The organism is Vibrio sp. 10N.286.49.E11, assembly GCF_041469505.1.
GTDB lineage: Bacteria > Pseudomonadota > Gammaproteobacteria > Enterobacterales > Vibrionaceae > Vibrio > Vibrio crassostreae_C.
Window position 1 is genome coordinate 1 of the sequence record NZ_JBFRKQ010000010.1, and the last position, 19,381, is coordinate 19,381.

The 19,381-nt window shown below is 45.5% G+C and carries 11 protein-coding genes and 1 pseudogene; 4 read left to right on the plus strand and 8 right to left on the minus strand.

Features of this window, described 5'->3' with window-relative positions; all coding sequences use genetic code 11:
* Positions 1 to 197: 197 nt before the first annotated feature.
* The gene (locus tag AB4167_RS02395) at positions 198 to 542 is read right to left on the minus strand and encodes a YajD family HNH nuclease (protein ID WP_017060876.1); all 345 of its coding nucleotides are present in this window, start codon (positions 540 to 542) and stop codon (positions 198 to 200) included.
* A gap of 284 nt (positions 543 to 826) precedes the next feature.
* On the opposite strand from AB4167_RS02395, the gene yghU reads away from it, so the two are divergent.
* The 3 genes and pseudogenes from yghU to AB4167_RS02410 all read left to right on the plus strand — a co-directional run bounded on the left by yghU (position 827) and on the right by AB4167_RS02410 (position 6,975).
* On the plus strand, positions 827 to 1,684 hold the full coding sequence (yghU, locus tag AB4167_RS02400) for a glutathione-dependent disulfide-bond oxidoreductase (RefSeq protein WP_102332906.1): 858 nt from the start codon (positions 827 to 829) through the stop codon (positions 1,682 to 1,684).
* Between the two features lie 276 nt (positions 1,685 to 1,960).
* Positions 1,961 to 6,447 (plus strand): annotated as a pseudogene (locus AB4167_RS02405) (SslE/AcfD family lipoprotein zinc metalloprotease).
* A gap of 204 nt (positions 6,448 to 6,651) precedes the next feature.
* Positions 6,652 to 6,975 (plus strand): DOPA 4,5-dioxygenase family protein, encoded by a 324-nt coding sequence (locus AB4167_RS02410; protein WP_017060873.1) that lies wholly within the window; start codon positions 6,652 to 6,654, stop codon positions 6,973 to 6,975.
* A gap of 165 nt (positions 6,976 to 7,140) precedes the next feature.
* Here the strand turns inward: AB4167_RS02410 and fruA are convergent, their stop codons facing one another.
* From fruA to fruB, 3 genes are read right to left on the minus strand one after another with little or no spacing between them, the layout of a single operon-like run.
* A complete protein-coding gene (gene fruA / locus AB4167_RS02415) occupies positions 7,141 to 8,883 on the minus strand; it encodes a PTS fructose transporter subunit IIBC (RefSeq protein WP_372136074.1) in 1,743 nt (580 codons plus the stop codon).
* Between the two features lie 15 nt (positions 8,884 to 8,898).
* Positions 8,899 to 9,876 carry a 1-phosphofructokinase gene (gene pfkB / locus AB4167_RS02420; RefSeq protein ID WP_372136075.1) on the minus strand — a complete coding sequence of 326 codons (978 nt, stop codon included), beginning with the start codon at positions 9,874 to 9,876 and terminating at the stop codon, positions 8,899 to 8,901.
* A gap of 9 nt (positions 9,877 to 9,885) precedes the next feature.
* On the minus strand, positions 9,886 to 11,019 hold the full coding sequence (gene fruB / locus AB4167_RS02425) for a fused PTS fructose transporter subunit IIA/HPr protein (RefSeq protein WP_048608700.1): 1,134 nt from the start codon (positions 11,017 to 11,019) through the stop codon (positions 9,886 to 9,888).
* Positions 11,020 to 11,404: 385 nt separating this feature from the next.
* On the opposite strand from fruB, the gene cra reads away from it, so the two are divergent.
* Complete coding sequence (cra, locus tag AB4167_RS02430; protein WP_029222703.1) at positions 11,405 to 12,409, plus strand: catabolite repressor/activator; 1,005 nt, start codon at positions 11,405 to 11,407, stop codon at positions 12,407 to 12,409.
* A 33-nt stretch (positions 12,410 to 12,442) separates the two neighbouring features.
* Here cra and AB4167_RS02435 read toward each other — a convergent pair whose 3' ends face one another.
* From AB4167_RS02435 to nirB, 4 genes are all read right to left on the minus strand, one after another.
* Positions 12,443 to 14,233 (minus strand): protein kinase domain-containing protein, encoded by a 1,791-nt coding sequence (locus AB4167_RS02435; protein ID WP_372136076.1) that lies wholly within the window; start codon positions 14,231 to 14,233, stop codon positions 12,443 to 12,445.
* 168 nt (positions 14,234 to 14,401) lie between these two features.
* Positions 14,402 to 15,871: a NarK family nitrate/nitrite MFS transporter gene (locus tag AB4167_RS02440; protein ID WP_017060867.1), complete on the minus strand. Its 1,470-nt coding sequence runs from the start codon at positions 15,869 to 15,871 to the stop codon at positions 14,402 to 14,404.
* Between the two features lie 143 nt (positions 15,872 to 16,014).
* Positions 16,015 to 16,359, minus strand: coding sequence for a nitrite reductase small subunit NirD (nirD, locus tag AB4167_RS02445; RefSeq protein ID WP_012600889.1), 345 nt, complete (start codon positions 16,357 to 16,359; stop codon positions 16,015 to 16,017).
* Between the two features lie 76 nt (positions 16,360 to 16,435).
* Positions 16,436 to 19,018, minus strand: coding sequence for a nitrite reductase large subunit NirB (gene nirB, locus AB4167_RS02450; RefSeq protein WP_050643956.1), 2,583 nt, complete (start codon positions 19,016 to 19,018; stop codon positions 16,436 to 16,438).
* Between the last annotated feature and the right edge of the window lie 363 nt (positions 19,019 to 19,381).

The window sequence follows — 19,381 nt, forward strand, 5'->3', positions numbered from 1 at the left end:
ACACATTTCAGGACGGGACAGATTTGATTCTTAAAAAGCCTTCTTCGGAAGGCTTTTTTGATCCTGCCTACCTGAACTCTATTATTTGGTTATGACGGCAGATAAAAGAAACCCCAGTATGGTGACATACTGGGGTTACTTGTTATGTATCTATTATCTAGTAGTTACCATCTACCAAAGACTACTCTGAAGGTGTGTTATTTCTTCATCATCTTAGCGAGATCGGCGAACGGGTTGTGTGTCGCTGACTGATGATCATCTAAACTCGCTTTTGCATCCACACCATAACGCTCATGGTCAGTGTATTTTGAATGCTCATGATCGTGACAGTACAGGCACAGTAGCTCCCAGTTGCTGCCATCTTCAGGGTTGTTTGTATGGTCGTGATCCACGTGGTGAACGGTAAGCTCTCGGAGGTTTGAGTAAACAAATTCGCGCGCACATTTACCACAAACCCAAGGGTACAGTTTTAGTGCTTTTTCGCGGTAGCCTTTCTCTTGGCGAGCATACGCTGCACTCGAACCTGTGAAATCAGAAGACATTGCCAAATCCTTATCAATTGTAATACCCCGATTTTATCACAGCTTTCTTGAAGCTGTCGGTATGTCGTTCGTAAAATCATTGCTAAATGATGCAGTGGACTTATCGATATTAGATTGAAGTTTGAATACAGACTTACCTTCTACACACTAACGCTTAAGCGGGTTATGTCTTTCTGGAATAAGCCATGCTTAACAGTTTGAAAATAAATCGTATTCAGGGGTTTTAACCGCAGGCATGTGACCTAATATCAGTTTGTGAGACCCTATATTAATAAGGAAATATCATGTCAGAACAATACACTCCGCCAAAAGTTTGGGTTAACGATACTGCTGGTGGTAACAAGTGGGCAAACATCAATAGTCCTGAATCTGGAGCTCGCTTTGATAAAGAGCTTCCTGTTGGTGACCATGCTTTTCAATTGTATTCTCTTGGCACACCTAACGGTCAAAAAGTCACTATCTTGCTGGAAGAGTTGTTAGCGGCGGGTGTTAAAGAAGCTGAATATGATGCGTACTTGATCAACATCGGTGAGGCTGATCAGTTCTCTTCTGGCTTTGTTGGCGTGAATCCAAACTCCAAAATACCAGCACTTGTCGACAAGTCTGGTGACGAAGACGTGAATGTATTCGAATCGGCATCTATCTTGATGCATCTAGCAGAAAAATTTGGTCACTTCTTACCAAAAAAAGGGGCAGCAAGAACGCAAACCATTAACTGGTTGTTCTGGGCACAAGGCTCGGCACCATTCCTAGGCGGTGGTTTCGGCCACTTCTACGCTTACGCGGATGAAAAGCAAGAGTACCCAATTAACCGCTTCGCAATGGAAGCTAAGCGTCAACTAGATGTGTTAGACAAGCAACTTGCTAACAGCACTTTCGTTGCGGGTGAAGAGCTGTCTATTGCAGATATCGCGATTTGGCCTTGGTACGGTAACTTAGTACTTGGCAAAATTTACGACGCAGCCGAATTTCTACAAGTTGAGTCTTACACCAACGTTGTGCGCTGGGCGAAGCAGCTAGAAGCGCGTGAAGGTTTCCAACGCGGCCGAGTGGTTAATCGTTCATTTGGCGAAGAGTGGGAGCAAGTACCAGAGCGCCATTCTGCAGAAGACATTGACCGAGTTTTAAAGCTTAAGCCTTAGTTCTTTTTTGAACGTGTTTTTGGCAGATATACCCTATCGGTCTTAATGTTAATGGCTAATTGAAACGCCATATCTCAATCGAGATATGGCGTTTTTCCGTTTTAAGGTAGGGAGAGGTTTTGTAATTGGAATGAGAGTCTCAATTATCATTTTATTTTTCTTATTCAATCGCTTATGAGTAATGGTCTTTGTGGTTAAGACAAAAAACAATAGTCATCGAGGTGGAGTAAATCTATAAGATAACGGTCCACTTTAAATTACGACTAACTTCGCTCAATGAAAAAAAACTTAATTGCGTTGGCTATCATATCCACGGCTCTTTTAGGGTGTAATCACGACTCACTAAGCTATAGTGGTGGCCCTGATACGGCTCCTCCAACAGACATTATTCCACCAACGGATATTGTTCCACCGACAGATATTGTTCCACCAACGGATATTCTTCCGCCGACTGACATTATTCCACCAACAGATATTATCCCCCCAACAACTTACATCGGTTCACTGTTGTCGAGTGGGGCGTTTGTGTCTGGAGATGTATACTGTGACGGCGTTCATCTTGAAAACGGAACGTTCAGTGTTAAACAAGGCGTGAGTTTTAGTTGTACCTTGGGTCACCTTACTTTAGGTGATTTCACTGCTCCTCTCCCTGAAGTCACAGAAAGCACGATTTCAAATGATGCGCTTCATGCGTCATTTGAGTTGACAGAATTACATGGAGATAACGTTACCAAGGTACTCGAATCAATTGATGTTTGTGAGACTGAAAGTGCTATCTGTCTAAAAGAGCTGGATGCTTTTGATATTGAGGATGTGTTCTCGCAGCTTGATGATCAAGATGCTGTCGATGCGTACTTTTCATCGAAAGAAGAAGAGTCTACAGATGAAGTAGGTAAGGCTCCTAGTTCACACGTAGACACAACAGTTGTTCCTGCGGTTGACCCTAATGCGGACAATAACCTTAACGCTGGTTTTGTTTCTGCAGACGCAGAGTCTACCTATGCTTATAAGCCAAGTGTTGAAGGTAAGGTGTTAACTCGCAGTAAGCTTACAGACGCTAATGGTAAAGCGATTTCTGGGATCAGTTTCTTTTCGGCTAACGCGACGGGCGTGACGGATGAAGAGGGAATCTTTGAGTACCTGTGGGGCGACAGAATCGTTTTTGGTATTGATACGTTTGAGTTTGGCTCCATTACGGGTAATCAGATTGCTTATAAATTGTCTGATGTGACCAATAATGTGGTTGAGAAAGCGAATATCCAGTCATTACTAGAGCGCTACGCGCTTGATCATGTAAGTCATTATGAGATATCTGAAGAAGTCCAAGGTACCTTTTCAAAGTACCCTAACGTTATAAATGAACTGATCAACCTAACTCTGCCAAATGGGGGATTAATAGAGGGTACAGACTTTGAACTTCCTAATGAGTTTGTTGGTCAGTTTAGCCAAGGGTTAACGGCAGTAATCGATGAGCAGCTGCGCCAAACGCCTCAGTTTATGGATTATGTTCGTCAACCTGCCGTTTTATCTATGGATTCTGGTCAGTATGTTACGGAGTCTCTGCAGCAAATCTTCCACAACGTCACCACATTCCATGTTTTCAATGACAATGGTAGTTTTTACGGTGCGACGGGGTATACCCGTGGTATGCGAGCTCTGAACATATCGAACAGAGCATTCCCTGTGATGATGCCAAGAACTGATAAAAACCGTCAGCTTTATTTTGGTGAGAAGCAGGCTTGGACTCGTGAAGGCAAACCTTACATCGCACAACACCGAAGTATCTCGATGCCTCCGATTCCTTTAGTCTCTGAAGACAACGCGACTTATGGTTTCCCATTCGTTACTGCAGGCGAGATAGGCAAAGGTAAGGTCGTGTTCATGGGCAATGGCTTATATCCAAGTATTCTGTCATGCCCAGAGAATTATTGGGCTAATCGCACATTACATATCGACAGCAACAAACAACAGTGCACTGTTTCGACGTTTGAAAACCTACTACATGATGACCAAGGCAGCATGAGGTTGTTTTTCTCGAACTTGTTTGAGTGGTTCAATAATGGTTTGCCTATTGCTGGGATGAATGCAGTGACCAATATTGACCAAGCCTATTCGGCTTATCACCACTCCACAATGGGTAAGCAGTACACGTTTTTTGTTAGTCCTCAGTATGGTTTTGCGTCAGTAGAAAAGCGTGGTTCAGGTGACTTTGATGATTTGGATGCGAGTAATACGCCGATTTTGATCCTTCAGGCATACCCACCTAAGTTGGTTCAAGATGGCATGACTAACCAGTTTGTTGCTGACTTGGATAACCCGAACTTAAACCAAGACGATATTACGGCTCTTATTAACTATGTTAATGACGGTGGCAATATCTTGTTTATGGAGGCGATTCAAACGACTAATCCTGAACCTGTTGGACGCTTGGCAGATGCCGTAGGTGTATCTCTTGGTGGTGAAAACGTTACCCCGACAAACCAAGCTTTCTGCGGTAGCTCTTATTATTGCCAAGCGCCGTATCCTAATCTTCACGTGAAGAGTCAAAAGGAAATAGTGGTTCTTGAGCGTTTTCAAGATAACCAAGGAGAGCCTCCATTCACGGTAAATCAAGATGGTACGGTTGAGTGGATCAAAGATGAGTCCAAGATTAAGTTTGAGATCCCGACTTATGAGGTTACTAAGTTAGACGCTGAAGGGAAGCCAGTGCTTGATGAGTCTGGCGTACCAGTCATGGAGACAAAATCCGCACGTATCTTTGTTGAATCGGCAGAAGAGCGTGAAGCGGCAATCAAAGAACTGCAATCTGCATTTGTTGGAACTGATCTTTGTACAAACGATTATGAATATGAATTTAACTGTATTGAGACTCGTTCTGGAGACGGTGTTACTGTTCGCGGTGCTTATTATCGCGCAGACTTTGATCGCTATGAAGTAAGTGAAGCTGTTGTTGGTAGCATGGTTAAAGCGGCGAACTTGGGCACTAACTTTACGGCGCTTTATGAGCATGAAATTTACTATAGAACAAAAGGTACTCAAGGTAAGCGTCTGTCTAACAGCGAATTGAATCAAGCGTTTGATAACCTGTCTGTTTGGATGTGGAATGACAACGCATACCATTTTGAAACAGACATACAAGATGAGTTGGGGTTCAAGCAGGCTGTTCAGTTCCTTAACTGTTATACCGAAGACTTACATCAAACAGACACAATGGATGCACAGTGTCCTGTTGACCTAAAAGCGTCGTTAGTCGCTAATGGAATGATTCATGGCGAAGGTGAGTTATCTGGGCAGTTGAATCCTAGCTATCCATTAAATTACATGGAGAAACCTCTGACTCGTATTATGGTGGGGCGCTCATTCTGGGATCATGAAATCGTTGTTGATACCACAATGTATCCGGGTCGAACTTCAGGAGCATCTTCGTCAAGTTCGGTTCTTATCCAAACAGATGGCAAGGGCGTCACGTATTCGGCTGGGAACAATCAATCGACAGGTTTATGGGCTCCTCAGTTACAAGATGTGACGATTAGTAATGGTGTAGCTGCAACGATCACTGTGATGATGGCGGATGATCTGACAGGCAAGCCTAATCATGAAACCAGTTTGAAGCGCCCTCCGCGTATGCAAACTAACTATGCTACGATGGTTCGAACTTAACCTTCAAGGTTCCATATGGTGGCCTTATTTACATTCAACCGAAAGTAAAAGAGCTTGGTGAAGTCTCGTTTAGCATTGATGGCGCGTTAAAAGCGGCTTGGTGGAAAGAGGGACAGTGGATTAACACTATTCAATCGGCAGACGCACCAATTGCAGAAATCGATACGGGTTCATTTATTTACACTACACCAATCAGGAATCTAGAATCCGCTGATTTGAACCAATTCGCAACAGATATGAATCGATTCGCTGAAGCGGCAAGTGACTTCTACGGGCGTGATGAGAAACAAAGCACTGGTTTACACCGTAGGTTCACTAATCCAGAACTGAATGCGTTCCGCCATCGTTTTGTGAATGACGTGCAGATTTCGATTGGCGCTGCTCACTCTGGCTACCCAGTGATGAATTCAAGCTTTAACGCAAATCGGACATACATTCCAACCAACCCTGTGAACGATTGGTTGTTGTGGCATGAAGTTGGTCACAACTTAGCATCAGCTCCTTTCCTTGCGGCTGGTAGTACAGAAGTGACCAATAACCTTCTTGCGTTGTATATGCAGGAGTTAGAGGGGCGCAATGCAAACCCTGAAATGGATCGTATTAAATCGGATATTAAGAAAGCACCTAAATGGCTAGAGCTTAATAATGAACATGCGTGGTCACATGGTGATGCAGGTTTACGATTAGTTATGTTTGGTCAGCTAAAAATCTGGGCAAAATCGAACTTTGCAATTGATGATTGGTATACACGCGGCGCAAGCCAATCTGATGTGTATGGTGAAGATGAAGGTTGGAACATGTTCAAACTTATGCACCGTAAAGCTCGAGGTGATAGAGAAGGCGACTCGAATACGAACTATTGTAGTGCTAGCGAGACTGGGCTTTCTGGTGGAGACCTAATGATGGTGTGCGCTTCTTATGTTTCAAACTATGACTTAAGTGACTTCTTTGAAGTTTGGAACGTGGGCGAAACGTCCATGACTAATACTGATGGCACGAAGTCTTATAGTGGCGGAATTAGCTCTAAAGGTCTTAGTGCGGTTGAACAATTAAAACTAGAGAAACCAAACAACAGTCCTTTGAATGTTGATTCAATTTACTAACGCTAATTATTGCTAAAGCATTTTATAGCTTAAAAACAAACGCCACACTGAAACTACGTGTGGCGTTTTTGTTGGAATGCTCTAGAAATTTCAGCTAGATCAGTCTTCTACATGATGTTTAATACTTCGGCTGCCATTGGTTGACTGTCCTTGCTAGAGAAAGCAGGTTAAACTGTTCACATCATAATTCTAAAGGATGGTGCCATGTACCACGGTCATATCTATTTCCCTCTGCGATTTGCAGAGCAAGCAGAAACACTGCGTCAGAAAATTTTAGCGGAACGTAAAGATGTATTAGAGGTTTTCCCATTAATACAGCGTTTGGTTGGTCCACATAAGATGCCAATGTTTGAGATTCACTTTGCGAACAAAGAGTCGGGCATTGTTGAATGGCTTGAGCAAGAACGCGGTGATATGTCGGTGCTTATTCACCCTGTAACTGGCGGTGAAGAAACTTTGGATCACACAGTACGAGCGATCTGGCTTGGTCGTGAATTGGGTGTCTTTGAAGAAACGCTTACTAGCTAATCAAATATACCAATATTGCACTTAACTCATTCCGACCGGAAAATACATGAACAATAAAAAGGCTCCTCAAATGAGGAGCCTTTGTTTTAAGGAGCCGTTTTACCAAGAAACCGGTTATCAAGAGCCTCTGGTTATCGGGCTGAACCGTTAACCAGAGTAGGGGGATTAAGCCTCTGCCGTTACTTTAGAGCCGCTCATATTTTTAAGTGCTGCGTAGCCAAAGCCTGTTACTAGCGTACCTGCTGCAATCGCTACTAGGTACATAAGTACTGGAGAGATAGCGCCAGGAATCAGTAGTACGAATAGACCGCCGTGTGGAGCCATTAGCTGTGCACCAAACATCATTGATAGAGCACCTGTTAGTGCACCACCTGCCATACAAGCTGGGATAACACGCATTGGATCTTTCGCTGCGAATGGGATTGCACCTTCAGAGATGAAACATAGGCCAAGAACGAATGATGCTTTACCTGCTTCACGCTCGCCTGCTTCAAACTTGTCTTTCACTAGGAAAGTCGCAAGGCCCATACCTAGAGCTGGAACCATACCTGCTGCCATGATTGCTGCCATTGGTGCGTAAGTTTGCGAAGCCAATAGACCAACACCGAATGTGTAAGCTGCTTTGTTTACTGGACCACCAAGGTCGAAACACATCATTGCGCCTAGAATCACACCCAGAAGAATCGCATTAGACGTTCCCATGTTGTTTAGGAAAGTTGTCATTGCGCTCATCACGCCAGAAACAGGGCCACCCACGATGTAAACCATCACAAGACCAGTGAACAAACTCGCGATAAACGGAATGATCAGGATTGGCTTGAGGGCTTCCATGGATTGTGGAAGTTGAACCTTGTCGGCAATGAATTTCGCTGCGTAACCTGCAATGAAACCTGCTGCGATACCACCTAGGAAACCTGCGCCCGTTGAGCTAGCCAGCATACCGCCGATTAGACCTGGAGCCAGACCCGGACGGTCAGCAATTGAGAATGCAATGAAACCAGCAAGAACAGGAATCATCAGAGCGAATGCAGAGCCACCACCGATAGTCATCAGTGCAGCGGCCAGCGTGCCTTCTTCTTTAAACGCTTCGATACCGAATACGAAAGAAAGAGCAATGATCAAACCACCTGCAACTACCACTGGAAGCATGTGAGAAACACCCGTCATTAGGTGCTTGTACACGCCTTTCTTCTCGTCAGCAGGTGCTGAATTTGAAGAAGCAGTGTGTTGGTATGGTTTAGCTTCTGCGAATGCTTTTTCCATCTCTTGCTTTGTTTTCTTCAAAGCAGGGCTTGTTGTGGTTTTGTATAGCGCTTTGCCGTTAAAACGATCCAGAGGAACATCGATATCTGCTGCGATGATAACTAGATCAGCGTCTGCGATTTCTTGGTCTGTCAGTTGGTTTTTTGCACCTACAGAGCCGCGAGTTTCTACTTTGATTTGGTGACCTAGGCGTTTGCCTTCAGCTTCAAGCGCTTCAGCGGCCATAAAGGTATGTGCAACACCCGTTGGGCAAGCCGTAATCGCTACGATCTTTTTGCTACCTGTAGCAGGTGACGTACCAGTCACTTCAACAGCGCTTTCAACTTGTGAAGCGTCTAATACTGTTGCTTCTGCTACCGCTTTCTCTAGGAATGCTTTTGCATCAGCAGTGCATTCAGAGATAGCCGCTTGGTACACCTTTTTGCCAACAAAGCGCACTTTATCAACATTGGTGTTAGCTGCGATAACCACAACGTCGCTGCTGTCGATAGTGTCTTGCGATACGGTTGAGTCTGGTAGCACGCTTGATTGACATTCAATAGCGGCGTTCCAACCCAGTGCTTTTGTCGCTTGCTCTAACAAGCCTGCGGCGATGATGCTGTTTGCTACGCCACTAGGGCAAGCTGTGATAATGGTAATATTCATAATAAACCTTTTGTCCTATTTGCTTGTGTCTAACTGGCTAGTTGGAGCACTAAGCGACTGTAATTGGATATTTTTTAGTACTGAATCCAGCTCTTGTTGGCTGGTGATGCCCACGCCTACCTGTGAAACTGCTAGAGCAGATAGGGCGGTTGCGAATTTAATAAGTTCTGGTTTTGGCATCTGTTGCATGTGACCCCAACATAGGCCAGCGACTAATGTGTCGCCTGCGCCAACCGTGCTTACCACTTGCATGCGCGGCGGTTGAGCATGTAGCCATTCACCTTGGTTTAGCCACATCACGCCTTCAGCGCCAAGTGACACCACGATGTTCTCGATGCCTTTTTCACTGAGGGCTTGGCCTGCGTGTTGGCATTGGTCGCGTGTGGTTAGTTCTGCATTGAACAGCTGAGAAAGCTCTTCATCGTTTGGTTTAATTAACCAAGGCTGTGCATTGATACCGGCTTTAAGTGCGTCACGGCTGCTGTCGAACAGCACCTTTTTACCTAGGTCACGCAAGCGTTGTACCCAAGAAGCGCAAAGCTCTGGTGATACGCCTTGTGGCAAGCTGCCTGCAATGACGAAATAATCGTGCGTTTCAGCAAGTTCTAATAGGGTTTCTTCGAACGCTTTAATCGCGTCAGCATCAACAGGAACACCTGGGAAGTTGATGTCGCTTACTTGGCCTGAATTCTCTACCAATTTCACGTTAATGCGAGTTGCGCCATCAACACGGATGAAGCGGTCAGCTGCGCCCATCTGTTCAAACAGTTGGCAGAACGCTTCTTCGTTATTGCGACCAAGGAAACCTGTTACGGTCACTTTCGCGCCAAGCTCTGAAAGAACTTTTGCGACGTTTACGCCTTTGCCCGCTGCGTGCAAAGAGCCTTTGTTTACTAGGCTCACTGACCCCACGTTAAGTGCGTCGATAGCACCTGTCAGGTCTAGAGCAGGGTTAAGCGTTACAGTAACGGCTTTGATTTGTTTATCAGACATATCGACTCCTTAACCTTCGCCAAGGCCTGAAGCGATAGCTTTGCCAATCGATTCAAGTGCTTGTGCTGCGTCTTCACCTTCAGCAACAAACTGAAGCTGGTGGCCGTGTTTAACGCCAAGAGCGATCACTTTCATCAAGCTCTTCGCGTTCACTTCTTTTCCGTCGCCATCTAGGTTTGACACGCGGATTGTTGATTCAAACTTCTTCGCTTCAGCGACTAGCATTGCGCCCGGACGAGCGTGCAGGCCGTGTGCGTTTTTGATTTTGAATACTGCGCAGTTGTCATCGTCTTGAGACGCTGTAGAAACCGCTTCACCTTTCAGAAGGCCAATCACTTGCGCTGCGTCAGCTGTTAACAGTTGTTGCTGTTTACCTTCGAAAACCATCTTGCTTAGGTTTGCCAGAATAGATTGGTGCGCGCTGTTACAAGCTGCGAATGCGACTAATGCTTTCACTGGTGTGCCTTCGTATTCACAATGGTTCGCTGTTGAAACGAAAGATACGCCAGTGCGTGTTACGCCTTTGTCGCTGCCCAACAACCACAGGCCTTGGCCTAGGTGAGTTGGTGTTTTTGTTACTAGGTCAGCAACGAATGCGTTGTCTGTGCAACCTGTGTTCTTAAGTAGGCCACCCGCAACGGCAGACATTTGAATCATGTCGCTCGCAGGGAACAGTAGCTGAACTAAAGAAGCGTCTAGGTCGGCTTCTAGCTGAACTTCGCCGTTAAGTAGGGCGATGATTTCGTCTTCTGATTTAGCTTGCTTTAATTTCTCTTCAACACCGTCTGCCGCTAGAACCTTTGTTAGTTGCTTAAGAATGCCTAAGTGCTCGTCAGATTTCGCTGCAATACCAATTGCTACGTAAACACGGTTGCCGTCTGCCCAATCAATACCTTCAGGGAAGTGGTGTACCGCAACGCCTGTCTCTTTTACTAGGCCACGAGTATCCGTCGTTCCGTGAGGAATCGCGATGCCGTTACCTAGGAACGTAGAGTTCTGGTTTTCACGGTTCAGCATTCCTTCAACGTAGCCAGAGTCAACTAAGCCTTTCGCGGTCAGGTCGCCAGCAATGTTTTGGATAGCTTTGAATTTGTCTTCGGCAGTTTGGCCTAGAGTGATGTCAGATTTTGATAATTTAAGCATGGTGCCTCTTTAGCGTATCGCTTGAGAATTTGTGTATCGCTACGATTCAGTCTAGAGCAAGAATTAGTGAACTTTACTCTTTGCTTTGCTCTTTGTTTTACTTTAGCTGAATCGGTTCAGCATTCGGTGTAAAAAAATTCAGTAAAGCCGATTTTGGTTTTCAAAATAGTTTTGCTGCGTGTCGTAATTTCAGTTTCTTTAATAACGAGAAGTTGAATCACAACAAATGACGCTCAATCCATTCAAAAGGATGATTGAAGTCACTTTTCAGATTTTGCTGAATCCTTTCAGCTTTCATACTGAATCGATTCAGCATATAATTCAACTAATCCGAGGATCAGATCATTGGTTATATGATCCTACGCACAAAATACAGGTCACCCATATGACACTTGATGAAATTGCTAAATTGGCTGGAGTATCGAAAACCACGGCCAGTTATGTCATCAACGGCAAGGCGCAGAAATATAGAATCAGTGAAAAGACTCAGCAGAAAGTCATGGCGGTTGTGGAAGAGTATAACTACCGACCAGACCATGCTGCTTCGTCGCTGCGTGCTGGTAATAGCCGTTCATTTGGTTTGATTATTCCTGATCTGGAAAACAGCAGTTATGCGCGTTTAGCAAAACTGATAGAGCAGAACTCACGTAAAGTGGGCTATCAGATTTTGATTGGCTGTTCAGATGATGACGCTGAAACCGAGCGAAAGGTCGCTGAAGCTTTGGTCAGTCGTCGTATTGATGCTTTGCTGGTGGCGAGCTCAATGCCAGACGCCAACGAGTTCTACTTGAAACTGCAAAACTCAGGTACCCCAGTAATTGCGATTGACCGTCCGTTAGACGATGAGCACTTTGCTTGCGTGATCAGTGAAGATTTCGAGGCTGCATTTGAACTGACCCACTCGATTCTCGATGACAGCATTCATAGTGTTGGCTTGATCGGTGCGTTACCTGACCTGAACATTTCACGTGAACGTCAGCTGGGTTTTGAAGCGGCGAATAAAGCACATACTCAACAAACAAGGCTAGCAGAAAACAAGCCGATGGTAGTGGGTTATGGAGAACACTTTGATAGAGAATCAGGGCGCGAGATTTTTGAGGGTTGGATTGCCAAAGGCACGGTGCCTGATGCGATTGTGACTATGTCTTACACTTTGTTAGAGGGTGTGTTGGATGTGATGGTTGAAAAGCCAGAGCTGATTAATCAAGTAAAACTGGCAACCTTTGGTGATAACCGACTGCTCGACTTCTTGCCTTTTAAAGTCCATTCACTGCCTCAGCAGTTTGAAGTAATTGCCGACAGCGCTTTTGCTTTGGCGCTGAATGCATCGGCTAAGCGTTACCAAGCTGGCATTGAACTCGTGCCAAGAAGCTTAGTGAAACGAGGCTAAACGCGGTTATATTAGGCTAATTCGTAAACGTATCTAGCTTGGGTTTAACAATAACCCCAGTTCTACGACCGCAACAATGCCGAGCAACAAAGCCAACACTTTCCAAAACTGGATCGGGTTTCGGTTTATCAAAGGTTGCTTGGCTTTGCTTTTCACCAAGCTTTGGTTTGGTGTGTAAAGGTCAGCGACAAAATCCCCCAACACTTGATGACGTTCGCTTGGTGATTCCGCGCAGGCTTTTTGTAATACCAAATCCACCCAGCTTGGTAAGTCAGCTCGTTTCTGTGTGATGGGTTGGTATTCCCATTGATGGTGACGAGATTGCTTAAGCGATTGTGCGGTCATTTCAGAGTAGGGTAATTCACCGGTTAGCATCTCATAGCCGATTACAGCGATAGAGAACAGATCAGAGCTGGTGGCCGCGCTGTTGTGCTTGATGGTCTCGGGTGCAATGTAATTGACCGCGCCTAATGGTGTGTCGTCCTTGTCAGTGAGCTCTCCCTCTTCAAGGCCTCTCACTAATACCGCACCAAGGTCGATGATTTTTACCTCACCATCACGTTGAATCATGATGTTCTCGGGCTTTAAGTCTCGGTGCACCATGTCTGCACGTTGTAATACTCGAATGCCTTGAGTGATCTTTTCTAATATGTCGCGCACTTCATTGAGTGACGGTTTTGGGTTGTCGTACATCCATTGTCTTAGGGTGATACCTTCTACCCATTCGCAGATTTGGTATAAGAATTGCGAGTTCTCTGGCGTCGGGTAAACCTTCATTACTCTCTTGTTTTTTAACAAGATCCCCGCCCATTGTTCATTAAAGAAAGCTCTGAGTTGCGAAGGGCTATCGTGATATTGAACGGAAGGGACTTTCAGCACGAACTCGGTTTGTGTCTCTTTCTGCATCACACGATACACATGGCTTCTAGAGCCTGCATACAGCACCTCAAGCACCATAAAGTTGTCGATACTTTGCCCGAGCTTTAAAGCGGGTGGGATAGCACGTTTAGCCAGCTTCTCATGGAACTCAATCAGCGAAGGTTTAGGCAGATGGCTGACTTGCACAATCAAGCAGCTCACGTTGTCTGAGCTATTGTGGCTTAAAGCGGTGTTACAGATGGTTTGCGCTGCGTATTCGAAATCCGCTCCGGGTTTATCGATGTGTTCTTTGAAGGTGTTGGGAGATACAAACTCGTGCACGCCATCAGATGTCAGGATAAAGCAGTCGTTTTTCTTGATAGGCAGGGTTTGATAGTCAACGTTGAGTTGGTTGTCCATGCCTAAGGCGCGTGTAAGATAATGCTTCTGTCCCATATTTTTACGGGTGTGGTCGCGGGTCAGTTGGCGTAATTCTCCATCTCTGAGTAAGTAAATGCGGCTGTCGCCAACGTGGAATATATGTGCGGTGTTTGATTTTAATATCACGCTGCTGAACGTCGAAACGAGGGCATTGTGGTTCACTTGTTGTGCGGGATGAATATTAGAAACAGACGTGTTGAAGAGCCAAGAATTGAGGGACGTTAAGACCTTTTGCGCCGAACGTTGAATGCTCCAGCTTTGGGGGGTTGCGTAATAGTCGTCGATAAACTGCATCACGCTGGTGTGACTGGCTTTCTGGCCGTGTTCACTACAACTTGCTCCGTCTGCAATGCAGGCAACACTGCCTTTCAACTCTTGCTCTGCGCGAGTTTTAGGGTGTTTTACAATGATGGCATCTTGGTTTTCATCACGTACGCCTTGATTCGAATAACCACCAAACTTAAGCGTTAACTGGTTGTTGGATTCTGGCGTGATGACTTGCCCTTGGCTGAATGAAATTGTCATAACTTGTCTTCTTCTTAACTGCTCTTCTTCCCGCTTCCTTGACAGAACATCCTAGGAAGAACAAAAGCCCTAGTGAACTTAGAGCCTTTGAACGAAGCACCTAGCATTGATGTATCCGCTAAGGTGCCTCTCCCGATTCAATAATATCAATGCTTCTTAGTACAGACCCTAGCTTGAAACATTAATCAGCGTGACACTGCCGTCGTCGTTTACTTCGGCGATTTGACCGTTAGGCTCTTCCATGAACAGCAGAGTCACAAAGCCAAGTACCGCTGTTGCAGCAATCACTAAGAAGAATGTTTGGTAGCTCACGAATGACAACACAGTTAGGTAAACTACCGCACCCACGTTGCCGTAAGCACCCGTCATACCAGCAATTTGACCTGTCATACGACGCTTGATTAGAGGAACCGTTGCGAATACCGCACCTTCACCCGCTTGCACGAAGAAAGAACACGCCATCGCCGCGACAACTGCTAGCCATACAGGCCATGTGCTGTCGACTTGACCCATTGCGAAGTAACCCACCGCAAGGCCAATCGTTAGAATAAGCAGTGTTGGTTTACGACCGAATTTATCTGAAATCCAACCACCACCTGGGCGAGACATTAGGTTCATAAAGGCATAAGCCGATGCAACCATACCTGCAAGAACCGGTGTTAATTCAAAGGTTTCAGAGAAGAACAGTGGCAGCATAGAAACCACAGCCAGTTCAGAACCAAATGTCGCGAAGTACAATACGTTAAGTACCGCAACTTGCTTGAATTTGTACTGGTGAATCTCTGGCACTTCTTCTTTAAATACGTTCTTGTTTACTTTCCAAACTTGCGACACTTCGTACACGTAAAGCGCAGCTAAACCGGCATACACTGAGTAAACCGCCATGTCTGACAACATGTTGATGTTGCTTGGTGATAGCTTCCAAGTCAGTAGCGCTAAAGCGGCATACATAGGGATCTTCATAATAAGTAGGAAGAAAAAGTCACCCTTTGATGTCACTTCCATCGCTGTTACTTGAGCAGGCTTGAAGTAAGTTGAACCTTTTGGTGTATCTGACACGTTTTTGTAGAAGATAAACGAGAACGCTAAGCTCATTACGCCAGTAATACCAACCGCATAACGCCAGCCGTCTTCACCACCAAACGCTAGAGCGAGAGTTGGAAGTGTGAACGCTGCTGCTGCTGAACCGAAGTTACCCCAGCCGCCGTAAATACCTTCTGCAGTACCCAGTTCGTTGTGTGGGAACCATTCAGACACAAGACGAATACCGACAACGAAACCTGCACCAATGAAGCCCAGTAGGAAACGAGCGATTGCTGCTTGAATGAAAGAGTCTGCCAGAGCAAACATGAAACAAGGGATAGAACAGACCGCGAGTAGCGAAGAGTAAACCAACCTTGGGCCGTATCTATCGGTTAGCATGCCTATTGCGACACGTGCCGGAATGGTCAATGCAACGTTGAGGATCAGGAGGGTTTTGATCTCTTCAGTAGAAAGACCAAGCGTAGTTTTTACCATTTGCAGTAGTGGGGCAAAGTTGAACCACACAACAAAGGTAATGAAAAAGGCCATCCAGCTTAGGTGTAATACCTTCATCTTACCCGTAAATGAAAGCAGCGAAAATTTAGTGTTATCCATGGTTTAAATCCTTTAAATCTGGAAAATTACCCGGTTTGTGCACCTGCGTTACTTCCGAACTTAGAACGCTTTTAATGTGCATAAACCCTGTGCCGAAATTGCGCACGCTAATAAGCGTTTGCATGATGGTGTCGGCGGTTTAGTTAACTGGCGATAGCAAGTGGTGCGAGAACTTGAACTTGTTCTCCTTGCTTGCGAACTTCAAATTTCACGAGCTTGAGCTCAGGCTGTTCAAGACATTCGCCAGTTTCTAAGTGGTAATGCTGCTTGTATAAGGGTGAGGCCACGTAAGGTTCTCCGCTTAATGAACCAATTATACCACGTGACATCACATTCGCCTTGCCGATAGGGTCGTAATTAGAGAGCCCATAAAGCGTGTCGCTGCGCTTGCAGTAAAAAATAGCCACTTGGTTATCGTCTACTTTGGCGCAAATTCCCCCGTTTGGGGTTAGATCGCTGGTGCTGCATACGGTTGTCCAATTTTCCATGACTTTCTCCTAGTCTAAAATTGAGTTTTTATTTTTTTATTGATGAACCTGATGAACCTGATGAACCTGATGAAATTTATGAAACCTCAGTCACTTCGATTTGGTCTGCTTTTGCGAGCTTTTCATCGCGTTTTGAATTCGAAGCATCACTCAAGCTCGGCTTAGGAAAACGCTGCTCTCGCTCTTTGATGAAAGAGAGGCTAGTGTCCATTTCTTCACTGTTGATGTAGTGCTGGAAGCGCTTCATCTTCTCAGGGTTTTCAATGGTGGTTTTCCATTCACACTGGTACTTCTCGATGTTGAGTGCGATGTCCGCTTCGAGTTCTTCAGCTACGTTGAGCTTGTCTTCAATCACGACTTGCTTGAGGTATTCAATGCCGCCTTCGAGGTTCTCCATCCATACCGATGTACGCTGTAAGCGGTCTGCGGTACGTGTGTAGAACATCAAAACGCGGTCGATGTATTTAAGGAGTGTGGTTTCGTCTAAATCAGTGGCGAATAGGTCTGCATGACGAGGACGCATACCGCCGTTACCACAGATGTAGAGGTTCCAACCTTTGTCGGTGGCGATAACACCAATGTCTTTCGATTGGGCTTCTGCACATTCACGAGTACAGCCTGAAACCGCAAACTTGATCTTGTGTGGTGAACGCAGGCCTTTGTAGCGGTTCTCAAGTCGAATCGCTAAGCCAACACTGTCGTCGACACCGTATCGACACCAAGTGCTACCGACACAAGATTTCACGGTACGAACCGATTTACCGTAGGCGTGGCCCGTTTCAAAACCTGCATCAATCAGCTTTTTCCAGATGATAGGCAGTTCGTTAAGCTGTGCGCCAAACAAGTCGACACGCTGACCGCCCGTGATTTTGGTGTACAGGTCGAACTCTTTAGCGACTTCGCCTAAAACAATCAATTTATCTGGAGTGATTTCACCGCCAGCAATACGCGGAACTACCGAGTAAGTGCCGTCTTTTTGCATGTTGCCAAGGTAGATGTCATTGGTGTCTTGCAGCTCGATATGTTGATCTTCAAGGATGTAATCGTTCCAGTACGAAGCCAGAATCGAACCGACAGCCGGTTTACACACAGTACAGCCCAATCCGTTGCCGTGAGAATCTAACAGCTCGTCGAAGGTCTTGATTTTGTTGACGCGAATGATGTCGGTAAGCTCTTGGCGAGAATAAGCAAAGTGCTCACAGATATCGTTAGAGACTTCCACACCTAGGTTACTCAGTTCACTATCGAGAACCTGTTTCGCAAGGGCAGAACAACCGCCACAACCTGTCGAAGCATTGGTGGTTTCTTTCAAAGCCGCCATCGTGGTGCAGCCAGCAGAGACCGCGTCTTTAATGTCGCCTTTGGTCACATCAAAACATGAACAGATCACAGCGCTATCAGGCAGAGCTTCAACACCCATTGCCGAACCTGAATCATCTGCGACATTAGGTAGAATCAGTACTGATGGGTTTTCAGGAAGGGGCATATCGTTTTGCTTGATTTGCAGTAGCGAACCGTAGGCTTCTGCATCACCGACCAAGACGGCACCGACAATCTTTGTGCCGTCAGCCGAGATGATCAGGCGCTTATAAACTTGTTCAATTTCATCGTTATAAGTATACGATTGAGCACCTTCTGTCTTGCCGTGTACTTCGCCAATACTGGCCACATCGACGCCAAGCAGTTTGAGCTTGGTGCTCATGTCAGCGCCGGTGAATGCAGCGTCGTCAGTACCGTCAGAGACAATATGCGAAGCCGCGATTTTTGCCATCGAATAACCGGGTGCCACTAAGCCGAAGATCTTGTTATCCCAAAGGGCACATTCACCAATGGCGTAGACGTTTTCTATATTGGTTTGACAGTGGTTGTTGATCACAATACCGCCGCGCTCGCCAATTTCGACATCAGAGCTTCTTGCTAGCTCATCTTGAGGGCGAATACCCGCAGAGAATACGATCATGTCGGTTTCTAAATGGGTGCCATCGGCGAAGTTCATGCGGTAGCGAGCGTTTTCGCCATCGACTATTTCAGAGGTCGCTTTCTCGGTATGAACTTGCACACCAAGGTCTTCAATTTTTCTGCGTAATAGGGCACCGCCACCGTCATCTAATTGAACCGCCATCAGGCGAGGCGCAAATTCAACCACATGGGTTTCTAAGCCAAGGTTTTTGACTGCGTTTGCGGCTTCTAAGCCCAGCAGTCCACCACCAATCACCACGCCCGATTTGCTGCCTTTACTTGAGAGCTCAATGGCGTCTAAATCTTCGATGGTGCGATAAACGTGGCAGTGTTCTTGGTCGTTACCGGGAATAGGGGGAACAAAAGGGAATGAGCCGGTCGCCAAGATTAGCTTGTCGTAACTTTCAACGTGACCACTTTCAGTGATGACTTGTTGATTGGCGGTGTCTAGCTTGGCAACCTTCTGGTTCAACAAGTAGTTCACGCCGTTGCTTTGGTAATACTCTTCACTGGTCAATGACAGGTCATCAGCGCTTTTACCATTAAAGTAAGCCGTTAGCTGAACACGGTCGTAGGCCAGCCTTGGTTCTTCACTGAAAGTAATCACATCAAACTCATCACTGTCTGATTGCAGGATGTTGTCGATAAATTTGTGTCCAACCATGCCGTTACCAACAACGACGATTTTCTTCTTGCTCATAATCCATTCCTTATTCTCGGCGTCACCATCACTAGCATCTAATTTCTAGTCGTTAGCAGATGAATACCGGGTTGAGATTCCACTCAATTCATAATCATCAAGAAAAACAAAAATGTTTTTTCTAAGTCTTGGTTTTTAGTGGAGCAAGGAGGATGCCAGATTACGGTTCGTTCATTTAAATAAAAATTAACTTATAATTTTCAGTGGTTTAAAAAATAGAGGTAGCACGCAATTACCCCTAAAGTGGTATGTAAAATTTTTGTTGGATTTATATAAATGAGCGTTTGTGGTGCAACTTTCAGCAAGATGGTGCAAAAATTAAGTTTCTATCTTGGTTAAGTTCTAATTGGTTCATTGCTGATA